This window comes from Paracoccus tibetensis (assembly GCF_900102505.1).
Lineage (GTDB): Bacteria > Pseudomonadota > Alphaproteobacteria > Rhodobacterales > Rhodobacteraceae > Paracoccus > Paracoccus tibetensis.
In genome coordinates, this window is sequence record NZ_FMVT01000009.1 from 26,458 (window position 1) to 44,689 (window position 18,232).

Annotated in this window: 19 protein-coding genes and 1 tRNA gene; 10 read left to right on the forward strand and 10 right to left on the reverse strand. The window is 67.5% G+C overall.

From position 1 onward, the window contains the following. Positions 1 to 34: 34 nt before the first annotated feature. On the reverse strand, positions 35 to 1,003 hold the full coding sequence (locus BLP73_RS13175; protein WP_090745411.1) for an NAD(P)H-dependent flavin oxidoreductase: 969 nt from the start codon (positions 1,001 to 1,003) through the stop codon (positions 35 to 37). A 129-nt stretch (positions 1,004 to 1,132) separates the two neighbouring features. Here BLP73_RS13175 and BLP73_RS13180 point away from each other — a divergent pair, with 129 nt between their 5' ends. Further along, complete coding sequence (locus BLP73_RS13180) at positions 1,133 to 1,942, forward strand: alpha/beta fold hydrolase (protein ID WP_090745415.1); 810 nt, start codon at positions 1,133 to 1,135, stop codon at positions 1,940 to 1,942. A gap of 45 nt (positions 1,943 to 1,987) precedes the next feature. Here BLP73_RS13180 and clpB read toward each other — a convergent pair whose 3' ends face one another. Further along, positions 1,988 to 4,621: an ATP-dependent chaperone ClpB gene (gene clpB / locus BLP73_RS13185; protein ID WP_090745418.1), complete on the reverse strand. Its 2,634-nt coding sequence runs from the start codon at positions 4,619 to 4,621 to the stop codon at positions 1,988 to 1,990. A gap of 155 nt (positions 4,622 to 4,776) precedes the next feature. Here clpB and pyrF point away from each other — a divergent pair, with 155 nt between their 5' ends. Next, positions 4,777 to 5,460: an orotidine-5'-phosphate decarboxylase gene (gene pyrF, locus BLP73_RS13190; protein WP_175453358.1), complete on the forward strand. Its 684-nt coding sequence runs from the start codon at positions 4,777 to 4,779 to the stop codon at positions 5,458 to 5,460. Here the strand turns inward: pyrF and BLP73_RS13195 are convergent. From BLP73_RS13195 to BLP73_RS13210, 4 genes are read right to left on the reverse strand one after another with little or no spacing between them, the layout of a single operon-like run. Then, positions 5,457 to 5,915 carry an NUDIX hydrolase gene (locus BLP73_RS13195; RefSeq protein WP_245686669.1) on the reverse strand — a complete coding sequence of 153 codons (459 nt, stop codon included), beginning with the start codon at positions 5,913 to 5,915 and terminating at the stop codon, positions 5,457 to 5,459. The two genes, pyrF and BLP73_RS13195, sit on opposite strands and share 4 nt — an antisense overlap. Next, positions 5,899 to 6,171, reverse strand: a complete 273-nt coding sequence (locus BLP73_RS13200; RefSeq protein WP_090745425.1) for an NfeD family protein — start codon at positions 6,169 to 6,171, stop codon at positions 5,899 to 5,901. Before BLP73_RS13200 ends, BLP73_RS13195 begins: the two co-directional genes overlap by 17 nt. Continuing rightward, positions 6,168 to 7,079, reverse strand: coding sequence for an SPFH domain-containing protein (locus BLP73_RS13205; protein WP_090745427.1), 912 nt, complete (start codon positions 7,077 to 7,079; stop codon positions 6,168 to 6,170). Before BLP73_RS13205 ends, BLP73_RS13200 begins: the two co-directional genes overlap by 4 nt. 21 nt (positions 7,080 to 7,100) lie before the next feature. Continuing rightward, positions 7,101 to 7,961, reverse strand: coding sequence for an N-formylglutamate amidohydrolase (locus tag BLP73_RS13210; RefSeq protein WP_245686670.1), 861 nt, complete (start codon positions 7,959 to 7,961; stop codon positions 7,101 to 7,103). A gap of 151 nt (positions 7,962 to 8,112) precedes the next feature. Here BLP73_RS13210 and BLP73_RS13215 point away from each other — a divergent pair. The 4 genes from BLP73_RS13215 to rpsO all read left to right on the forward strand — a co-directional run bounded on the left by BLP73_RS13215 (position 8,113) and on the right by rpsO (position 9,916). Continuing rightward, a tRNA-Val gene (locus BLP73_RS13215) sits at positions 8,113 to 8,187 on the forward strand. Between the two features lie 81 nt (positions 8,188 to 8,268). After that, the gene (ykgO, locus tag BLP73_RS13220) at positions 8,269 to 8,394 is read left to right on the forward strand and encodes a type B 50S ribosomal protein L36 (RefSeq protein WP_042245282.1); all 126 of its coding nucleotides are present in this window, start codon (positions 8,269 to 8,271) and stop codon (positions 8,392 to 8,394) included. Between the two features lie 165 nt (positions 8,395 to 8,559). Beyond that, entirely contained in the window at positions 8,560 to 9,513 is a 954-nt protein-coding gene (locus BLP73_RS13225; protein ID WP_090745433.1) for a calcium-binding protein, read from the forward strand. 133 nt (positions 9,514 to 9,646) lie between these two features. Next, positions 9,647 to 9,916 carry a 30S ribosomal protein S15 gene (gene rpsO, locus BLP73_RS13230; protein WP_090745436.1) on the forward strand — a complete coding sequence of 90 codons (270 nt, stop codon included), beginning with the start codon at positions 9,647 to 9,649 and terminating at the stop codon, positions 9,914 to 9,916. A gap of 199 nt (positions 9,917 to 10,115) precedes the next feature. Here rpsO and BLP73_RS13235 read toward each other — a convergent pair whose 3' ends face one another. The 3 genes from BLP73_RS13235 to BLP73_RS13245 form a co-directional block, all read right to left on the reverse strand. Then, positions 10,116 to 10,691, reverse strand: coding sequence for a hypothetical protein (locus BLP73_RS13235; protein ID WP_090745439.1), 576 nt, complete (start codon positions 10,689 to 10,691; stop codon positions 10,116 to 10,118). Beyond that, positions 10,688 to 11,428: a hypothetical protein gene (locus tag BLP73_RS13240; protein ID WP_090745442.1), complete on the reverse strand. Its 741-nt coding sequence runs from the start codon at positions 11,426 to 11,428 to the stop codon at positions 10,688 to 10,690. Before BLP73_RS13240 ends, BLP73_RS13235 begins: the two co-directional genes overlap by 4 nt. Before the next feature lie 183 nt (positions 11,429 to 11,611). Further along, the gene (locus tag BLP73_RS13245; RefSeq protein WP_090745445.1) at positions 11,612 to 12,415 is read right to left on the reverse strand and encodes a formate/nitrite transporter family protein; all 804 of its coding nucleotides are present in this window, start codon (positions 12,413 to 12,415) and stop codon (positions 11,612 to 11,614) included. A 185-nt stretch (positions 12,416 to 12,600) separates the two neighbouring features. On the opposite strand from BLP73_RS13245, the gene BLP73_RS13250 reads away from it, so the two are divergent. The 4 genes from BLP73_RS13250 (at position 12,601) to BLP73_RS13265 (ending at position 17,489) form a co-directional block, all read left to right on the forward strand. Beyond that, positions 12,601 to 13,308, forward strand: a complete 708-nt coding sequence (locus BLP73_RS13250; RefSeq protein WP_090745448.1) for a YoaK family protein — start codon at positions 12,601 to 12,603, stop codon at positions 13,306 to 13,308. Between the two features lie 163 nt (positions 13,309 to 13,471). Continuing rightward, positions 13,472 to 15,613 (forward strand): polyribonucleotide nucleotidyltransferase, encoded by a 2,142-nt coding sequence (pnp, locus tag BLP73_RS13255; protein WP_090745452.1) that lies wholly within the window; start codon positions 13,472 to 13,474, stop codon positions 15,611 to 15,613. 87 nt (positions 15,614 to 15,700) lie between these two features. Next, the gene (locus BLP73_RS13260) at positions 15,701 to 16,486 is read left to right on the forward strand and encodes a hypothetical protein (RefSeq protein WP_245686671.1); all 786 of its coding nucleotides are present in this window, start codon (positions 15,701 to 15,703) and stop codon (positions 16,484 to 16,486) included. Then, the gene (locus tag BLP73_RS13265) at positions 16,401 to 17,489 is read left to right on the forward strand and encodes a glycosyltransferase family 8 protein (RefSeq protein ID WP_245686681.1); all 1,089 of its coding nucleotides are present in this window, start codon (positions 16,401 to 16,403) and stop codon (positions 17,487 to 17,489) included. The genes BLP73_RS13260 and BLP73_RS13265 overlap by 86 nt, the downstream gene beginning before the upstream one ends. Here BLP73_RS13265 and BLP73_RS13270 read toward each other — a convergent pair. Then, positions 17,468 to 18,124 (reverse strand): peroxiredoxin, encoded by a 657-nt coding sequence (locus BLP73_RS13270; protein WP_090745463.1) that lies wholly within the window; start codon positions 18,122 to 18,124, stop codon positions 17,468 to 17,470. The genes BLP73_RS13265 and BLP73_RS13270 overlap by 22 nt on opposite strands. Between the last annotated feature and the right edge of the window lie 108 nt (positions 18,125 to 18,232).

Genomic DNA, 18,232 nt, shown 5'->3' on the forward strand with positions numbered 1-18,232 from the left:
CCCATATGGGAAGCCGCCCCCGCATCTGCCAAGGTCAGAGCCGCGCCATCTCGGCTTTTGCAGACACATATTCGGCGGCGAGCCGCTCGACGCGCGTGGCGGCGGGCACGACGTCATGGACCGCGCCGATCCCCTGCCCGGCGCCCCAGATCTGGCTCCAGGCCTTCGCCTTCGAGGCATCCTCGGCGAAGTTCATCGTCTCGGCATCGGCCGCGCCCAGCCTGTCGGGATCGAGCCCCGCGCGGCGGATCGAAGGGGCGAGGTAATTCCCCGAGACGCCGGTAAACAGGGACGAGGTGACGATGTCCATCGCGCCGGCATCGCAGATCATCTGCTTGTACTCGGCCTGCGCGTTGGCCTCCTCGGTCGCGATGAAGGGGCTGCCGATATAGGCGAGATCCGCCCCCATCACCTGCGCCGCCAGCACCGCGCGGCCGGTCGCGATGCTGCCCGACAGCAGCAGCGGGCCATCCCACCACTCGCGGATTTCCTGGACCAGGGCGAAGGGCGATTGCGGCCCGGCATGGCCGCCCGCGCCGGCGGCGACCGCGATCAGCCCGTCCGCGCCCTTCTCGATGGCCTTGCGGGCAAAGACGTTGTTGATGACGTCGTGCAGCGCGATGCCGCCGCAGTCATGGGCGGCCTCGTTCACCTCGACCCGCGCGCCGAGCGAGGTGATCCAGATCGGCACCTTGTGGCGGTGGCAGATCTCGATGTCCCGCTCGAGCCGGGCGTTGCTGCGATGGACGATCTGGTTGACCGCGAAGGGCGCGGCAGGCCGGTCGGGGTTCGCCTGGTTGTGGCGGTCCAGCTCCTCGGTGATGCGGGTCAGCCAGGCCTCCAGAAGGGGCGGCTCGCCCGGCTTCTCGCGCGCGTTCAGGGCGGGGAAGCTGCCGACGATTCCGGCCTTGCACTGCGCGATGACCAGCTCGGGCCCCGAGACGATGAACATCGGCGAGGCGACGACGGGGATGCGCAGGCCCTGCAGGATTGGTGGCAGCATGAGGTTCCTCCCTTGGCTGGCGGCAGTATGAAATCCGCCCTCCGCCCTCGCAATCGTGACGCGGCGGAAGCGGAACGCCACCATGCGCGATACGTTCTGTCGCCATATCTTGGCGCGAAAGGTAGTTTCATGAGCACGGACGTTAATCTGTTTGTCGAAGATTCCGGCGGCTCGGGCCGGCCGGTCATCCTGATCCACGGCTGGCCGCTCTCGGCCGAGGCCTGGCAGCACCAGTTCGGCGCCATTGCGGCATCCGGCCACCGGGCGATCGCCTATGACCGGCGCGGCTTCGGGCGCTCGGACAAGCCTGACACGGGCTATGACTACGACCGGCTTGCCGCCGATCTCAACCAGCTGATCGAGCATCACGACCTGCGGGACGTGACGCTGGTCGGCTTCTCGATGGGCGGGGGCGAGGTCGCGCGCTATGTCGGCAATCACGGCCAGGAGCGGCTGCGCTCGGTCGTCTTCGCCTCGGCCGTGCCGCCCTTCATGATGCAGGGTCCAGGCAACCCCGACGGGCCGCTGACCAAGGACAAGGCGGACGAGATGGAGGCCGCGGTCAAGGCGGACCGCGACGCCTTCTTCAAGCAGTTCACCCGTGACTTCTTCAGCGCCAACGGCGAGCTGAAGGTTTCGGAGGACGAGCGGCAGAAGGCGATCGCGCTCTGCCGCCAGTCCGACCAGACGGCGCTGCTGGAGTGCATGGCGGCCTTCGGCACCACCGATTTCCGCGACGATCTGCAGAAGATCACCGTTCCGACGCTGGTCATTCACGGCGATGCCGACGGGATCGTGCCGCTCGAGGGCTCGGGCGCGCGGACCCACCGGATGGTGCCGGGCAGCGAGATGGTGGTGATCCCGGGTGGCCCGCATGGCGTCAATGTCAGCCACGCGGCCGAGTTCAACCGCGCGCTGCTGGACTTCCTGGCGCGCTAGGGCGGCAAGACGAAGGCCCCGGGTCGCTCCGGGGCCTTCCTGATGTCAGTGGATCGGCATGTCGGGGCGCGGCCCCTCGCCGATGGCGCCCAGCTTCGGACCAGCGCGGCCCACGCGGTTGCCGACGATCAGCCCGTCCGGCCCCGCGCTGGCATGGACCGTCGTGCCCTCCAGCACGTCGCCCGACAGCAGCAGCTCGGCCAGCGGGTCCTGAAGGGCGCGCTGGATCACTCGCTTCAGCGGACGCGCCCCGAAGACCGGGTCATAGCCCTGGTCGGCCAGCCACTTGCGGGCGGCGTCGTCAAGCTCCAGCGTGATCTTGCGCCCGGCGAGGCGTTTTTGCAGGCGCTGCAGCTGGATGCCGACGATGGCGTCCATGTTCACGCGGCTCAGGCGGCGGAAGATGATGATCTCGTCCAGCCGGTTCAGGAACTCGGGGCGGAAATGGGACCGCACCGCCTCCATCACCTGATGGCGCGCATCCGAGGCATCGGCCTCTTCGGGCAGGTGCGACAGCGCCTGGCTTCCAAGGTTCGAGGTCAGGATGATCAGCGTCTGCTTGAAGTCCACCGTCCGGCCCTGGCCGTCCGTCAGCACCCCGTCGTCCAGCACCTGCAAGAGCACGTTGAAGACGTCCGGGTGCGCCTTTTCCACCTCGTCGAAAAGGATCACCTGGTAGGGACGCCGCCGCACGGCCTCGGTCAGAACGCCCCCCTCGTCATAGCCGACATAGCCCGGAGGCGCGCCGATCAGGCGGGCGACCGAGTGCTTCTCCATGAACTCGGACATGTCGATGCGGACCATCGCGCTGTCATCGTCGAACATGTATTCGGCCAGCGCCTTGGTCAGCTCGGTCTTGCCGACGCCGGTGGGCCCGAGGAACAGGAAGCTGCCGAGCGGCCGGTTCTCGTCGTTCAGCCCCGCCCGCGCGCGGCGCACCGCGTTCGAGACGGCGGTGACCGCCTCCACCTGGCCGATGACGCGCCTGCCGATCTGCTCTTCCATCTTCAGCAGCTTGTCGCGCTCGCCCTCGAGCATCTTGGCGGTCGGGATGCCTGTCCAGCGCTCGACCACCTCGGCGATCTGCTCGGGGCGCACGGCCTCCTCGACCATCAGCCCGTCGGCGCTGTCGGCCTCGGCCAGCTGCTTTTCCAGCTGCGGGATGATGCCGTAGGACAGCTCGCCGGCACGGGCGAGGTTGCCCTCACGCTTGGCCTGGTCCAGCTCGGCCCGGGCGCGGTCCAGCTGCTCCTTGAGGTGGCGCGAGCCTTCCAGCCGGTCACGTTCGGCCTGCCAGCGGGCGGTCATCTCGGCGCTGCGCTGCTGAAGGTCCCCAAGGTCCTTCTCCAGCCGCTCCAGCCGGTCGCGGCTGGCGGCGTCGTCTTCCTTCTTCAGCGCCTCGGCCTCGATCTGAAGCTGCAGGATCTGCCGGTCCAGCTGGTCCAGCTCCTCGGGTTTGCTGTCCACTTCCATCCGCAACCGGCTGGCGGCCTCGTCCATCAGGTCGATCGCCTTGTCGGGCAGGAAGCGGTCGGTGATGTAGCGATGGCTCAGCTGCGCGGCGGCGACCAGCGCGGCGTCGCTGATTCGGACGCCGTGGTGGAGTTCATACTTCTCCTTGATGCCGCGAAGGATGCTGATCGTGTCCTCGACCGTGGGCTCGGTCACCATCACCGGCTGGAAGCGGCGGGCGAGGGCCGCGTCCTTCTCGATATACTTGCGGTACTCGTCCAGCGTGGTCGCGCCGACGCAATGCAGCTCGCCCCGCGCGAGGGCCGGCTTGATCAGGTTTGCCGCATCCATCGCGCCCTCGGACTTGCCCGCGCCGACCAGCGTGTGCAGCTCGTCGATGAAGAGGACGATCTCGCCGGCGGCGGTCTCGATCTCCTTCAGGATGGCCTTCAGCCGCTCCTCGAACTCGCCGCGGTACTTCGCGCCGGCGATCAGCGCGCCCATGTCCAGTGCCATCAGCCGCTTGTCGCGCAGCGATTCGGGCACGTCGCCGTCCACGATGCGCAGCGCGAGGCCCTCGGCGATGGCGGTCTTGCCGACGCCGGGCTCGCCGATCAGCACGGGGTTGTTCTTGGTGCGGCGCGACAGGACCTGCATCGCGCGGCGGATCTCTTCGTCGCGGCCGATGATCGGGTCGATCTTGCCCTCCCGCGCCGCCTGCGTCAGGTCGCGGGCGTACTTCTCCAGCGCCTCGTAGCTGTCCTCGGCGCTGGCGCTGTCGGCGGTGCGGCCCTTGCGGATGTCGTTGATCGCGGCGTTCAGCGCCTGCGCGTTGACCTTGCCCGCCGTCAGCGCGTCACGGGCGTTGGTGTTGACCATCGCCAGCGCCATCAGCATCCGCTCGGCCGGCACGAAGCTGTCGCCGGCCTTCTTCGCAACCTGCTCGGCCTCGTCCAGGACGCGCACGAGCGAGGGGTCCACATAGACCTGCCCGCCCCCGCCGGTGACCTTCGGCAGCTTCGCCACGGCGGCGTCTGCAGCCTCCTTCACGCGCCGGGCATCGCCGCCCGCGCGGGTGATGAGGTTCGAGGCAAGGCCCTGGTCGTCATCCATCAGCGCCTTCAGAAGGTGCTCGGGCACCACGCGCTGCTGGTTCTCGCGGATCGCGATGGTCTGGGCAGCCTGGATGAAGCCGCGCGACCGTTCCGTGAACTTTTCCATGTTCATCGGTCATCTCCTTTGGTTAGCCCCCGTGTCGCCGGCGCCCTGATGCGGCACGCCCCGGTCCGGGTCTTCCCTGATGAAATAGGGAGCGGCAGGCGCCTTTCAAGCGGCGTCCGACCATGCCATAAGACCGCGATTTCCGCGGCATGGGGTGCGTGATGGACGAGAGGCTGATCGTGGCGCTGGACGTGCCGAATGCCGTGGCGGGGCTAGATCTGGCGGGCCGCATCGGCGACGCGGCGGGTTTCTACAAGATCGGCCTCGGGATGCTGACCGGCGGCGGGCTGGCCCTGGCGCGCGAGCTGAAGGACGAGCATGGCAAGCGCATCTTCCTGGACATGAAGCTCTTCGACATCGGTGCCACGGTCGAGGCGGCGGTGCGGGGCCTGGCGCAGTTCGACCTCGACTTCCTGACCGTCCATGGCGATCCGCATGTGATCCGTGCCGCCAGGGAGGGCGCGGCGGGCAGCAGCCTCAAGATCCTCGGCGTGACGATCCTGACCTCGCTCGAGCGCGCGGACCTCGATGCCGGGATGATCCGGCCCGGCGATCTGCACGAGATCACGGTCGAGCGCGCCGCCCGTGCCTTCGAGGCCGGGGCCGACGGCATCATCTGCTCGCCGCGCGAGGCGGCCGCGATCCGCGCGCTGCCGGGGGCGGGGCTGATCGTGACGCCGGGGGTGCGGCCCGCGGGCGCGGCGCTTGGCGATCAGAAGCGGGTCGAGACGCCAGCCGCGGCCATTGCCGCCGGGGCCGATCACATCGTGGTCGGCCGGCCGATCTGGCAGGCCGCCGATCCACGCGCGGCCGCGCAGGCGGTCCTTTCCGAGCTGGCGGGCTAGATCACCGCAGCGATCCAGCGCTGGAAATGCGGGATGGCGCGCGGATGGGCGAGATACGCGTCCACGGGCATCATGCGCCAGTCCTGCCCCTCGCTGCCGAAGCGGATGGCGGCGATCTCGGCCGCCGTCAGCGCGCCGCTGAAGAGCCAGGACACCCGCCCCGGCGCCGCCCCCGAGGGGAAGGGCCGCCCCGCAAGACGCGCCGCCGGCAGGTCCAGCCCGAACTCCTCGGCCAGCTCGCGCCGGGCGCAGTCCACCGGCGCTTCGGTGCCCTCGCGCCCGCCGCCGGGCAAGTCCCAATGCGCCGGAAAGGGCAGCCAGGCAAAACCGTCGCGCAGATAGGTCAGCAGCCGCCCCTCGTGCCGCAGCAGGAGCTTCGCGCCGCCAAATGCCGCTTCTCCGTTGCCCAAATACCCATCGGCGCTGCCGCCGCGCGGCCTAGTCGTTGATGTCACGCGTCCAGATCTTCTTCTCGCCCGCGCTGCGCGGGCCGGCGATGCGGCGCAGCGCGAACCAGATCACCGCCGACATGACCGCCGTCACGACCAGCGTGACCGGCAGCGAGGCCGTCCAGACGCCGGTGATCAGCAGCACCGCCATGATGCCCACGGCTCCGGCCAGGCCCATGAAGATCCAGCCCGGCAGCAGCAGCTCGATCGTGGCGATGACCAGCGCGGCGACCAGCCACAGCCAGCCGTTCAGCGCGCTCACGCGCCCCTCCCGGTCGCGCGGCCCTTCAGCATGCCGAAGGCGTCGCTGAAGGCTTCCAGCGCCGAGGCGGGCAGGATCACCGTCTGCTTGCCCGCGCCCGAGGCTACCTGCGACAGCGCCTCGACCTGGCGCAGCGCCAGCTGGTACTGGGCCGCCTCCAGCCCGCCCTTCTCGATGGCGCGGGCGATGGCCTCGGTGGCGAAGGCCTCGGCCTCGGCCATGACGCGCTTGGCCTTGGCGTTCTGCTCGGCCGCGTACAGCTCGCCGTCGGCGGCCAGCTCGACCGCGCGCCGCTTGCCCTCGGCCTCGGTCACCAGCGCCCGGCGCGCCCGTTCGGCATTCAGCTGCTGCAGCATGGCGGCGCGCGTGGCGGCGTCCAGGTTCACGTCGAGGATCTCGGCCCGCGTCACCTCGATGCCCCAGTCATCCACGATGTTGGCCAGCGATTCCTTCACTCGCTCGATCAGCGGGGCGCGGTTCGACTGGACCTGGTCCAGCTCCAGCGAGCCGATCTCGGAGCGGACGATGCCGGCGACGGTGGTGGCGATGGCCGCGTCGATGTCCCGGATGCGGTAGACGGTCTTCTCCGGCTCGATGATGCGGTAGAAGACGCTGGTCTCGACCTGCACCAGCACGTTGTCGGCGGTGATCGCGTCCTGGCTGGAGGTGGGCAGCTGCCGCTCGAGGATCGAGATGCGGTGCGCCACGCGGTCGAGGAAGGGCACGATGAAGTTGATCCCCGGCCCCAGAACCGAATGCAGGCGGCCGAAGCGCTCGACCACGTATTTCTCGGATTGCGGGACGATCCGGACGGCAGAGCTGACCGCCAGGAAGATCACGACCGCAAGGATGATCAGGGCGATATTGCTGCCGATCAGGTCCGTGAAGTCTGTCAGGGCCGGGTCCATCGCGTTCTCCTGTTGCAGTCCCTATTCGGCGGCGATCCGGTCGGCCTTGCCCTGGTCCAGCACCGCCAGCTTGCCGATCACCCGAGACAGGCGGGCGGCGAAGATGTCGAAATCGGGGCGCGGCGTTATGCTGCGCTCGTCCATGTAAAGCGAACGGTCGATCTCGAGTTGCACGACATGGACATTTTGTCCCGGCCGGCCATAGGCCGAGCAGATATAGGCGCCCGAGAAGGGCGAGTTGCGGCGGATGCGCCAGCCTTCGTCCTCGACAGCCTCGGTGACGGCATCCGACAGCCAGGCCGCGGCGGACAGGCCGTGGCGGTTGCCCAGCACCATGTCCGGGCGCGGCCCCTGCAGATGGGACAGCGCGTCATGCGGCATCGAGTGCATGTCTATCAGCACCGCGCGGCCGAATCGGGCCCGCGCCTCGGCGATCAGCGCCGCCAGCGCCTGGTGGTAGGGCCGCCAGCAGGTCTCGATCCGGTGCTCGGCCTCGGCGCGTTCGATCATGCGCTCGTGGATGACGCGGCCTTGCGAGACGACGCGCGGGATGACCCCGAGGCCGGCCAGCGTGCGCTGGTTCAGCGGATGACGCGGCGTGCCGCGCACGACCATCGGGTCGATCTCGTCCGCGCCGCGGTTCAGGTCGACGATGCAGCGCGGCACATGGGCGCTCAGCGCGACCGCGCCGAAATCCGGGGCCGCCGCGATCATCTGGTCCACGAAGGCGTCCTCGGACGAGCGCAGCACCTCCATCGGCAGGCGCGTGGTCCGCAGGAACCAGTCGGGATAGCAGCGGCCGGAATGGGGGGATGCGAAGATCACCCCCGCGTGCCAGGCCGCGGGGCGGATCACCGAATAGGGCAGGTCGTTCTGGGACAAGGGCAGACCCCGGCGGACAGGCATGAAAACCTTATAGACCGGAAAAACATCCTGCCGATAGGCCTTGAAACCCCCGGAGGGCGTCTGTATAGACACGCGGACCGAGGCGCTGAAGGACTGCCTGCAAGGCAGGGAATAGGCACCGAGGAACGGGCGGTTAGCTCAGCGGTAGAGCACTACGTTGACATCGTAGTGGCCACTGGTTCGATCCCAGTACCGCCCACCATTCTTTCGCCGCCCCCGGCCATCGTCGGGGGCATTTCGTTTTCCTGGCGGCTGCGATGCGCCGCGATGATGGAGAAGACCGATGAAGGTTCGCAACTCGCTCCGCTCGCTCAAGAGCCGGCACCGCGACTGCCAGGTCGTGCGCCGCAAGGGCCGTATCTATGTGATCAACAAGACCAACCGCCGCTTCAAAGCCCGCCAGGGCTGAGACGGACCCGTCTTGCACGACAGGAAAACCCGCCCGCGAGGCGGGTTTTTTCATGCCCGGACGCGGTCGTTAAGCTTCTCTTAATATTACCCTGCGGTTGAGTGGATTTCGGGCTATGGTGGCCGCGTCGGCGCAGGGCCGGCTGCTAGGGAATCGGGGATCGCAATGCTGGTGATCGGGGGGGTGCTGGGGCTGCTGATGACCTGCCTTGCGCTGGACGCCTTCGCCACGTCCGACGACATGGAGCCCGAGCCCGGCGACGGCGAGGCCCTGCCCGAGGAGGGCGAGCTCGATCTGCCCCGCGACATGCCCGATCCCGAGAGCCTCGGCGCTGAAGGCGCCGTCGGCGCCGCGCCGGACGAGGGGGGCGACTGCATCGAGGTCGTGCAGGGCGAGTCGGGCGAGATCGTCATGGGCACGCCGGGCGACGACGAGATCCGCGGCAGCGACGGGCATGACGATCTGCGCGGCGGTCTGGGCGACGACACGATCCATGCCGGCGCGGGGGATGACTGGGTCCAGGGCGACGGCGCCTATGGGGCTGGTGGCGACGACGTCATCTACGGCGAGGCGGGCAACGACCTGCTTTGCGGGCAGGGCGGCAACGACCTCATCCATGGCGGCGAGGGCGACGACACGCTGCTGGGCGGCGAGGGGAACGACACGCTCTTCGGCGGGTCGGGCAACGACTGGCTCTCGGGCCATGACGGCGACGACGTGCTGGTCTCGACAGAAGGCTCGGACGACCTGGACGGCGGGCGCGGCAACGACGTGCTCATCGGCCATGACGGGCCCGAGACGGTGTGGATGAACGGCGGCGAGGGCGACGACACGCTGATGCCGGGCGCCCACGACTTCGCGACTGGCGGGCCGGGGGCCGACGCCTTCATCCTGCGTCCGGTGGCGGCGGGCTTTCCGACCATCTCGGACTTCGACGCGGCCGAGGATGAGATCCGCCTGCATCTGCCCGAGGAGATCGCGCATGACGCGCAGCTCGACCTGCGGCAGGACGATGACGGCACCTGGCTGCTGGAGGTGAACGGCCAGACGGTCAGCCGGCTGCTGCAACCGGGCGGCTTGCAGCTTCAGGACGTGCGGATCATCCCGATCCGTGCCTGAGGGGCTTCCCTTGGCCGCGACTTTCATCTATAGGCGCGCATCCGCAAGGGCATTGCCCGCGCGGTTTCTAGATGGCCTGTGCTGGACGACATCCCGGCCTGCGCCTTGACCCCTGATCCGAAAGGAGTGAGCGATGTCGATCACTGTTGAAGAAAAAGCCCGCGTCATCAAGGAATTCGGCACCAAGGAAGGCGACACCGGCAGCCCCGAGGTGCAGGTCGCGATCCTCAGCTCGCGCATCGCGACGCTGACCGAGCATTTCAAGACGCACAAGAAGGACAACCACAGCCGCCGTGGCCTTCTGATGATGGTCGCGCAGCGCCGCAAGCTGCTGGACTATCTCAAGGCCAAGGAAGAGGCGCGCTACACCGCCCTCATCGCCAAGCTGGGCCTGCGCCGCTGATCCCTCGCCGGCCGCTGGACTGATCTTCGGACGCCCGCAACAGCCGTTGCGGGCGTCTTGCGTTGCGCGCGGCGCCTGTTGCGCCGGAGGGGCTGCGGAACAGGCTTTGGCCAGCGAATGCAGATGGGCGCGTCAGCGGCGAGTGACTGATGAAGCCGTCATGAGCGACGTACCAACGGCGTCATGGTCGAGCGGCTGTCTAAACGAAGGGAATGTCGTCGAGGTCGGATGCCACGCGGTCAAGTATGGCGCGATTCAAAGCGCCGGACCTGCGCAGCGCGGGATCCATCGCGATCACGAGCATCATCGCCTCTCGATTCGCGAAAGGGTTCACCAACTGAGCGCGGGCGCCGGCATAGTTCCGCGCGCCGAGGGAGTTCGGAAGGTAATGCTCCCAGAAGCCAAAGTCGTGGCAGCGCTCACGGATGAACAGGGGCAGCGCATCGCGCCAGGCAAGATAATGGGGGTAGAGAAAGCTCTGCACCTTCTCCGGTGGCACGGCTTGTCCTGTCTTCAGTTTGTTGATGCCGAACCTGATGTCGTCCCACCGGCGTAGTGCGTCAGCGGTGCCCCAGTCATTCGCGCGGGTGAGGCCGAAGACATTTCCCCGAATGATGATGTCTCCGATTTCCAGCGTCTTGGCGTGGCGGATCGTGTTGGTGCCACCTGCATTCACGCAATAGCCCACGCGAGCGTGAAACTGTCTGATCTCCCACTGCTTCGGCTTGGGCGCTGTTATGCGCAGATAGGGCAGATTCAGCCGAGAGGCGATCAACTCGGCTGTGTCGCAATCATGAAGCCAAGGGTGTTTCGCCGGAGAATGGCGATGAGCCGGTCCACGGCATCATCAAAACGCATGTTCGCGGCACTCTGCCAAGGCGCGTCGCTGAGCGGCCAGACCCGCGTCATTCGCATCGTCTCAAGATCGAGCGCGTGATTGGGGATAACGCGCCGGCAGGTCACGTCCTTGGTGAAGCCGAGGGTATAGTGCCCCCTGCTCTCGGCGACCTTGTCGTGATCGAAGTTCGGGTCGGGATGGATTGGCCGGTGGAGGACCATCGGCAGCGTGCTGCCGACAAGGCCCGTTTCGGGATCATAAACCACCCCCAACTCGCCCACCGTGTCTGTCAGCAGGAGAGTCCCGTCCGCGTCAGAGCAGAGAACGACGAAGCGCCCGGTCCAACCCATGACGTTCTCGATGACTGCTTCACGCCAGCTCTGGCCTGCGCGGGGCATGATCGTGATCACACCGTGAAGCGGTTGGCCGGCGTTGTCGAGCGCGATCCCGAGGAGCAGCCCGCCGATGCTGCCATCCGGCCGCCCGATCTCGTGGCAGTCAAGGCGCTCGCAGTGGTGGACGAAGTGCGATCCCACGGCCTTCGTGACGTACTTAAGCGGCGTGCGAGGGCTGCGGCTGATCGTGAATTGCCGCGCGAAGAGGTTCTCTGGCGGTACGTTTAGGGCTTCGGCTTCTGCCTGCGCCAGAAGCGGCGCTGATGAAAGATCGGTCATGGGAATTGTCAAAGCTCATGGATGAAGTGAGAAAAGGCGACAACGGGACATGTCTGGAATGATCTACTCGGCTGAGCTTCTTCTCGCAACAGTTGTGCCGCCTGCCTGAACCTCGCAACCGGAAGTTCTATCTCCAGCGCTTCCGCAGGTTTAGCCGGGATTTCTGGTTGAAGGCGGACGAGACTACCGGGACATGTAAGCCCGACCGTAGGCGAGGGCGATGATGCCGCCGCCGATGAGGTTGCCGATGGTCGACATGGCGAGATTGGTGGCCATGCCGGCGGCGGTGACGGTGGGGGCGGTATCGGTCGCGGCGCCGACGAGGGCGGCGTAGGGCAGCAGGAACATGTTGGCGACCGAATGCTCGAAGCCCGCGGCGACGAAGGCTGCGATGGGCAGGGTGAGGGCGACGAGCTTCTGGGTCACCGTCTTGCCGCCATAGGCCAGCCAGACCGCGAGGCAGACCAGCATGTTGGCGAGGATGCCGCTGGCGAGGAGCTGGCCGGCGCCCTTCTCGGTCTTGGTGGCGCCGAGATCAAGGGCGGCGCGGCCGACGGCGCCCTCGCCCGCCTCGTGCAGGCCGGAGGCGAGGACGAGGAGGGCGAGCAGCCCCGAGCCGGCGAAGTTCGCCAGATAGACGACGGCGAGGGCGACTGCGGCCGTGGAGGCAGGGATGCGGCCATGGGCCACGGGGCCGATCATCAGCGTGTTGCCGGTGAACAGTTCGGCCCCGCCGACCATCACCAGCGCAAGCCCGAGCGCGAAGACGAGGCCGGCGAGGATCTGCGCGACCCCGTAGGGCATCGCCTCGGCCCCGGCCAGCGCGATGAGCGCGAAGAGGCCGCCAAGACCGATATAGACGCCGGCGAGAAGCCCGAGGGTAATGCGCGGGCCGGTCTTGAGCGCGGCCTTGTCCTCGAGCGCAGAGAAGACGGTCTCGGTCAGGGCGGGCGGCTCGGGCAGGGTCGGGTCGGGCGCGTCTGGCATGGGGCTCCTCGGGCGGCTGGGACTGGGTGCTTCGCAAGACAAGGGGTGGAAGGCCGGTCCCGTTCCCTGCGGGCGAGGGGGCGGCCCCCGCGGCTGGGGAAAATTCCTTGAGGAGGATGGGGGTTCGCCTTGCCCGAGGGGCGGGGGACGGTCATGACTGACGGGGCAGAAGAGCGGGGACGCGGATGCGGGCGGGGCGGCGGCTGGGAGCGGCGCGGGCAGCGCGGGTGATGGTGGCGCCACGGCGCACCGGACGCAGCGATCTGGCGCTGGCGAGCCTACTGGCCGGCATCGCGGGCGCGGCCAATGCCGGCGGCTTCTTCGCGCTGGGCGACTATACCTCGCACATGACGGGATACCTGGCGCGGGCGGCGGACCACCTGGCGCTGGGCGGGCTTGCGGTCGTGCTGGCGAGCCTGGCCGCCATCGGCTGTTTCGTGGCGGGCGCGGCGGCCAGCGCGGCGCTGATCGAGCGGACGCGCGGGCGGCGGCAATATGCCTGGCCGCTTGTGGTGCAGGGCGTGCTGTTGGCGGTGTTCGGGATCGGCGGGGCGCTGGTGGGGGCGCCGGGGCGGCCGGCAGGCCTGGCGCTTTTGTGCTTCATCATGGGGATGCAGAACGCGACGATCACCCGCATCTCGGGCGCGCGCATCCGCACGACCCATGCAACCGGCATGATCACCGACATCGGCATCGAGCTGGGCCGCGGCGCGCTGCGGCGGGGCGGTGACCGCCGCGCGCTGGCCATCCTGCTGCGGCTGGTTGGGGCATTCCTGCTGGGCGGCGTGCTGGGCGCGGTCGGGTATCGGCTGGCCGGGATGCTGTTCTCGCTGCCCCTTGCGGGGCTGCTTCTGTGGCTGGGTCTGCCGAGCCTTGCGGCGCGGCGGGGCTGAGCGCGGCGGACTTCCCAAGCCCCGCTTTTTCCTGTATGTCGCCCGGCATCTGTGACGTGACGCTCTGACCCCGGCGGACGCGAGAGGATTGGGGTCGGCGGCAATGGGGCCGCCATCAGACAAGGGATCGCCGGAGGGCCGGTGCTTCCCCAGAGGACATCAGATGTTTGACGAAGTGAAGAAATCGATCCAGTGGGGCCAGGAAACGCTCACTCTGGAAACGGGCAAGGTTGCCCGTCAGGCCGACGGCAGCGTCATCGCCACCCTGGGCGAGACCAGCGTCATGGCCAACGTCACCTTCGCGAAGGAACCGAAACCCGGGCAGGATTTCTTCCCGCTGACGGTTCACTACCAGGAAAAATACTACGCGGCCGGCAAGGTGCCCGGCGGCTTCTTCAAGCGCGAGGCGCGTCCGACCGAGAAGGAGACGCTGACCGCGCGCCTGATCGACCGTCCGATCCGCCCGCTCTTTGCGCCCGGCTTCAAGCATGAAGTGCTGGTCATGTGCACCGTGCTGTCGCACGACCTGGTCAACGACCCGGACATCGTGGCGATGATCGCCGCCTCGGCCGCGCTGACCATCTCGGGCGTGCCGTTCATGGGCCCGATCGGCGCGGCCCGCGTCGGCTTCTCGAACGGTCAGTATGTGCTGAACCCCGAAGTTCAGGACATGGACCAGCTGCGCAACAACCCCGAGCAGCGTCTGGACCTGGTCGTCGCGGGCACCAAGGACGCCGTCATGATGGTCGAATCGGAGGCCTACGAGCTGACCGAGGAAGAGATGCTGGGCGCGGTGAAGTTCGGCCACGAGGCGATGCAGCCCGTGCTGGACCTGATCATCGAGCTGGCCGAGGCCGCCGCGAAAGAGCCGTTCGACTTCCAGTCGCCGGACTACTCCGAACTTTACGCCAAGGTGAAGGCCGCCGGCGAGGCCGACATGCGTGCCGCCTATGCGATCCGCGACAAGTCCGAGCGGCAGAACGCGATCGCGGCCGCCAAGGCCAAGGTCAAGGAAGGCCTGACCGAGGACGAGCTGGCGAACCCGAACCTCGGCTCGGCGCTCAAGAAGCTGGAATCGGGCATCCTGCGCGGCGACATCATCAGCGGCGGCGCCCGCATCGACGGTCGCGACACCAAGACCGTCCGCCCGATCGTCAGCGAAGTCGGCATCCTGCCGCGCACGCATGGCAGCTCGCTGTTCACTCGTGGCGAGACGCAGGCGCTGGTCGTGACCACGCTCGGCACGGGCGACGATGAGCAGATCATCGACGCGCTGCACGGCAACTTCCGCAGCAACTTCCTGCTGCATTACAACTTCCCGCCCTATTCGGTCGGCGAGGTTGGCCGCGTGGGCTCGCCCGGTCGCCGCGAGATCGGCCACGGGAAGCTCGCCTGGCGCGCGCTGCAGGCGGTGCTGCCGGCGCCGACGGATTTCCCCTACACGATCCGCGTCGTGTCGGAGATCACCGAATCGAACGGCTCGTCCTCGATGGCGTCGGTCTGCGGCGGTTCGCTGTCGATGATGGATGCGGGCGTTCCGCTGAAGGCGCCGGTCGCCGGCGTCGCCATGGGCCTGATCCTGGAAGACGACGGCCGCTTCGCGGTGCTGACGGACATCCTGGGCGACGAGGATCACCTGGGCGACATGGACTTCAAGGTGGCGGGGACCGAGAACGGGATCACCTCGCTGCAGATGGACATCAAGGTCCAGGGCATCACGCCCGCGATCATGGAGCAGGCGCTGGCGCAGGCCAAGGACGGCCGGATGCACATCCTGTCCGAAATGGCGAACGCGCTGACCGAGGGTCGCCGCGAGTTCAGCGCCCACGCCCCGCGCATCGAGACGATGCAGATCCCGACCGACAAGATCCGTGAAGTGATCGGCTCGGGCGGCAAGGTCATCCGCGAGATCGTGGAAGTCTCGGGCGCCAAGGTCGACATCAACGACGACGGGACGATCAAGATCGCCTCGGCCAACGGCGAGTCGATCAAGAAGGCCTATGACATGATCTACTCGATCGTGGCCGAGCCCGAGGAGGGTCACGTCTACACCGGCAAGGTCGTGAAGCTGGTCGATTTCGGCGCCTTCGTGAACTTCTTCGGCAAGCGCGACGGGCTGGTCCATGTCAGCCAGATCGCGAACCGCCGCCTGACCCACCCGAACGAGATCCTCAAGGAGGGCCAGGAGGTGAAGGTCAAGCTGCTGGGCTTCGACGACCGCGGCAAGGTGCGCCTCGGCATGAAGATGGTCGACCAGGAGACCGGCGAGGAGATCGTCGAGAAGAAGGAAGAGAACGCCGAGTGATCGGGTTCTGCTGACACCCAGAGGGGGCTCGCGCATTGCGGGCCCCTTTTCCGTGACGAGAGGAGAAGGGCGGGCATGACCGACCCGGTGCTGATCCTGACGATGAAGTGGGGCACGCTCTATCGCGCGGCCGATGTGAACCGGCTGGCGGCGCAGGTGCGGCGACATCTGCCGCGGCCCCACCGCTTCATCTGCTTCACCGACGATGCCGCGGGACTGGAGCCGGGTGTCGAGGCCATGCCGTTGCCCGAGCTGGGCTTGCCGGAGGGCAGTGCGGACACGCGCTGGCGCAAGCTCGCCCTGTTTCAGCGGCGTCTCGGGGATCTGTCGGGCACAGCGCTTTTCCTGGATCTGGACCTTGTCGTGGTCGGCGGCATGGAGCCGTTCTTCGAGGCGGAAGGCTCATTCTTGATCCTGCGCGATGACGACCTGTTCCGCCCGAAGCCCCTTCGGCGCCTGAATCGGGCGCGCGACCGCTTCATGCACATGGTCGGCAACACCTCGGTCTTCCGATTTCGCATCGGCGCTCATCCAGAGGTTCTTGACACCTATCTCGCCGATCCCGCCGCCGCTGCCGCCGCCTATGAGCACGAGCAGCAGATGGTCAGCGACATTCTCCACCGGCAGGGCCGGATGAGCTACTGGCCGCGCGGCTGGTGCGTCAGCTTCAAGAATGACTGCGTGGGGCGCGGCCTTCGCAGCTGGATGCAAGATCCCTCTTGCCCGGACGATGCCAAGATCGTGCTCTTCGCCGGGCAGCCGAAGATGGAGGATGTGCTTGCTGGACGTGGCGGGCGATGGTATCGCCGCATCGGCAATATTGACTGGCTTCGCCGCGCCCATGCAGTCGGCGGACCGCCCGACGCGTCTTGATCTGGTTTCTCCCATGCTCATCATCACTGGCTCGGATGACAATTACGTCCCGGGCGTTCTGGTCCTGATCGCTTCGGCAGCGTTCCACAATCCTCAAGCACGTTTTGCGGTGCTGGACATGGGGATCAAGGCCGAAAACCGCGCCCGCATCGACCGGCTGGCAAGGAGGCTCGGCATCGAGATCCGCCGGCACGAGGTTTCGGACGGCTGCTTCGATCACCTGACCATCAAGCGCGCCCACCTGTCGCGCAGCACGTATCTGCGTCTCCTGATCCCCGACATGTTCCCGGACGAAGAGCGCGTAATCTACATGGATTGCGACATGGTCGTCATGGGTGACCTGTCGCCGCTGGACAGGGTCGATCTTGGCGACAGCTTCGTGGGCGCGGTCCCATGCCCGAGCCCCGACCCGGTCGAGGTTGCGGCATGCGGGCATGACACCGGCACCTACGTCAATGCCGGTCTCCTCGTGATGAACCTGCCGCTGTGGCGCGAGGAGAAACTTGCGGAACGTTGCATCGCGCTGTTGACGGACCCCAGCAGGCCGCTGCTGAGCGAGGACCAGTCGGCCGTCAACATCTTGGCCCGCGGGCGCATCCTGCATCTCGACCTTGCCTACAACACCTACAGCGACCCTTCCTCCTATGATCGTGTGGAGGACTTTCCTCACCCACCGGTGGTCCTGCATTACGTCGTGAACAACAAGCCGTGGAACATCCCGATCCCGCTGGCTGACATCTGGAATTTCCACGCCGCGCAGATCGCGGACCTCATGCCGCCACGGAAGAAGCTGACCCTGCGCCGACGTCTCTCGTTGTGGAACCGCGACCGCAAGCTGGTCATGGGACGGACAATGCGGCGCCACAAGTATCGCAACCGCGACCAGGTCATCCAAGCCATGCGCCGCATCGAGGCAGACTATATAGCGATCGCCACACGCGGGGCGTCGCTGCGGGGCCGCATGAGCCCCGCAGGTGAACCTCAGGCCGGGTCCTTGGCGTAGCGGAGGTAGGGCAGCTTGATGTCAAGGGGGCCGTACTGCGCCTCGGCCTTCTCGTTGTCGAGGGCGAGGGCCACGATCACGTCCTGGCCCGGCACCCAGTTGGCCGGGGTCGCCAACGGTTTGCCGTCGGTCTTCTGCACGGCGTCGAGGGCGCGGATGATCTCGGCGAAGTTGCGGCCCACTGACATCGGGTAGGTCATCGTCAGGCGGACCTTCTTGTCCGGGCCGATGATGAAGACCGTGCGGACGGTGGCCGAATGGGCGGGGGTGCGGCCTTCGGTGGGCAGGTAGTAGTCCGCGGGCAGCATGTCGTAGGCCTTCGCCACCGCCAGGTCGGTGTCGTCGATCATCGCGAAGTTCGCGGGAACGCCGGCGACCTGCGCGATGTCGCTCTTCCATTTCTGATGGTCGTCCACGCTGTCGACCGAGACGCCGAGAACCTTGGTGTTCCGCTTCTCGAACTCGGGGGCCAGCTGGGCGACGGCGCCGAACTCGGTCGTGCAGACGGGGGTAAAGTCGCGCGGGTGGCTGAAGACGATGGCGTAGCTGTCGCCGATCCAGTCGTGGAAGCGAATCTGCCCTTCCGTCGAGTTGGCGGTGAAGTCCGGGGCGGTGTCGTTGATGCGCAGGGACATGGAGCCTCCTTGGGGTTGCCTTGGGCGCAAGATGGGGCGCTTCGCTGGGAAATGCCAGTGGGCGTGCCCCGGCTTGCAGAGGCGGCGGGGCGGTGACAGGCTTGGGCA

Excerpts from the sequence above, each read along its gene's own strand:
- BLP73_RS13175 (WP_090745411.1), bottom strand. The coding sequence starts at position 1,003 with ATGCTGCCACCAATCCTGCAGGGCCTGCGCATCCCCGTCGTCGCCTCG.
- BLP73_RS13180 (WP_090745415.1), top strand. The coding sequence starts at position 1,133 with ATGAGCACGGACGTTAATCTGTTTGTCGAAGATTCCGGCGGCTCGGGC.
- clpB (WP_090745418.1), bottom strand. The coding sequence starts at position 4,621 with ATGAACATGGAAAAGTTCACGGAACGGTCGCGCGGCTTCATCCAGGCT.
- pyrF (WP_175453358.1), top strand. The coding sequence starts at position 4,777 with ATGGACGAGAGGCTGATCGTGGCGCTGGACGTGCCGAATGCCGTGGCG.
- BLP73_RS13205 (WP_090745427.1), bottom strand. The coding sequence starts at position 7,079 with ATGGACCCGGCCCTGACAGACTTCACGGACCTGATCGGCAGCAATATC.
- ykgO (WP_042245282.1), top strand. The coding sequence starts at position 8,269 with ATGAAGGTTCGCAACTCGCTCCGCTCGCTCAAGAGCCGGCACCGCGAC.
- BLP73_RS13225 (WP_090745433.1), top strand. The coding sequence starts at position 8,560 with ATGCTGGTGATCGGGGGGGTGCTGGGGCTGCTGATGACCTGCCTTGCG.
- rpsO (WP_090745436.1), top strand. The coding sequence starts at position 9,647 with ATGTCGATCACTGTTGAAGAAAAAGCCCGCGTCATCAAGGAATTCGGC.
- BLP73_RS13240 (WP_090745442.1), bottom strand. The coding sequence starts at position 11,428 with ATGACCGATCTTTCATCAGCGCCGCTTCTGGCGCAGGCAGAAGCCGAA.
- BLP73_RS13245 (WP_090745445.1), bottom strand. The coding sequence starts at position 12,415 with ATGCCAGACGCGCCCGACCCGACCCTGCCCGAGCCGCCCGCCCTGACC.
- BLP73_RS13250 (WP_090745448.1), top strand. The coding sequence starts at position 12,601 with ATGCGGGCGGGGCGGCGGCTGGGAGCGGCGCGGGCAGCGCGGGTGATG.
- pnp (WP_090745452.1), top strand. The coding sequence starts at position 13,472 with ATGTTTGACGAAGTGAAGAAATCGATCCAGTGGGGCCAGGAAACGCTC.
- BLP73_RS13270 (WP_090745463.1), bottom strand. The coding sequence starts at position 18,124 with ATGTCCCTGCGCATCAACGACACCGCCCCGGACTTCACCGCCAACTCG.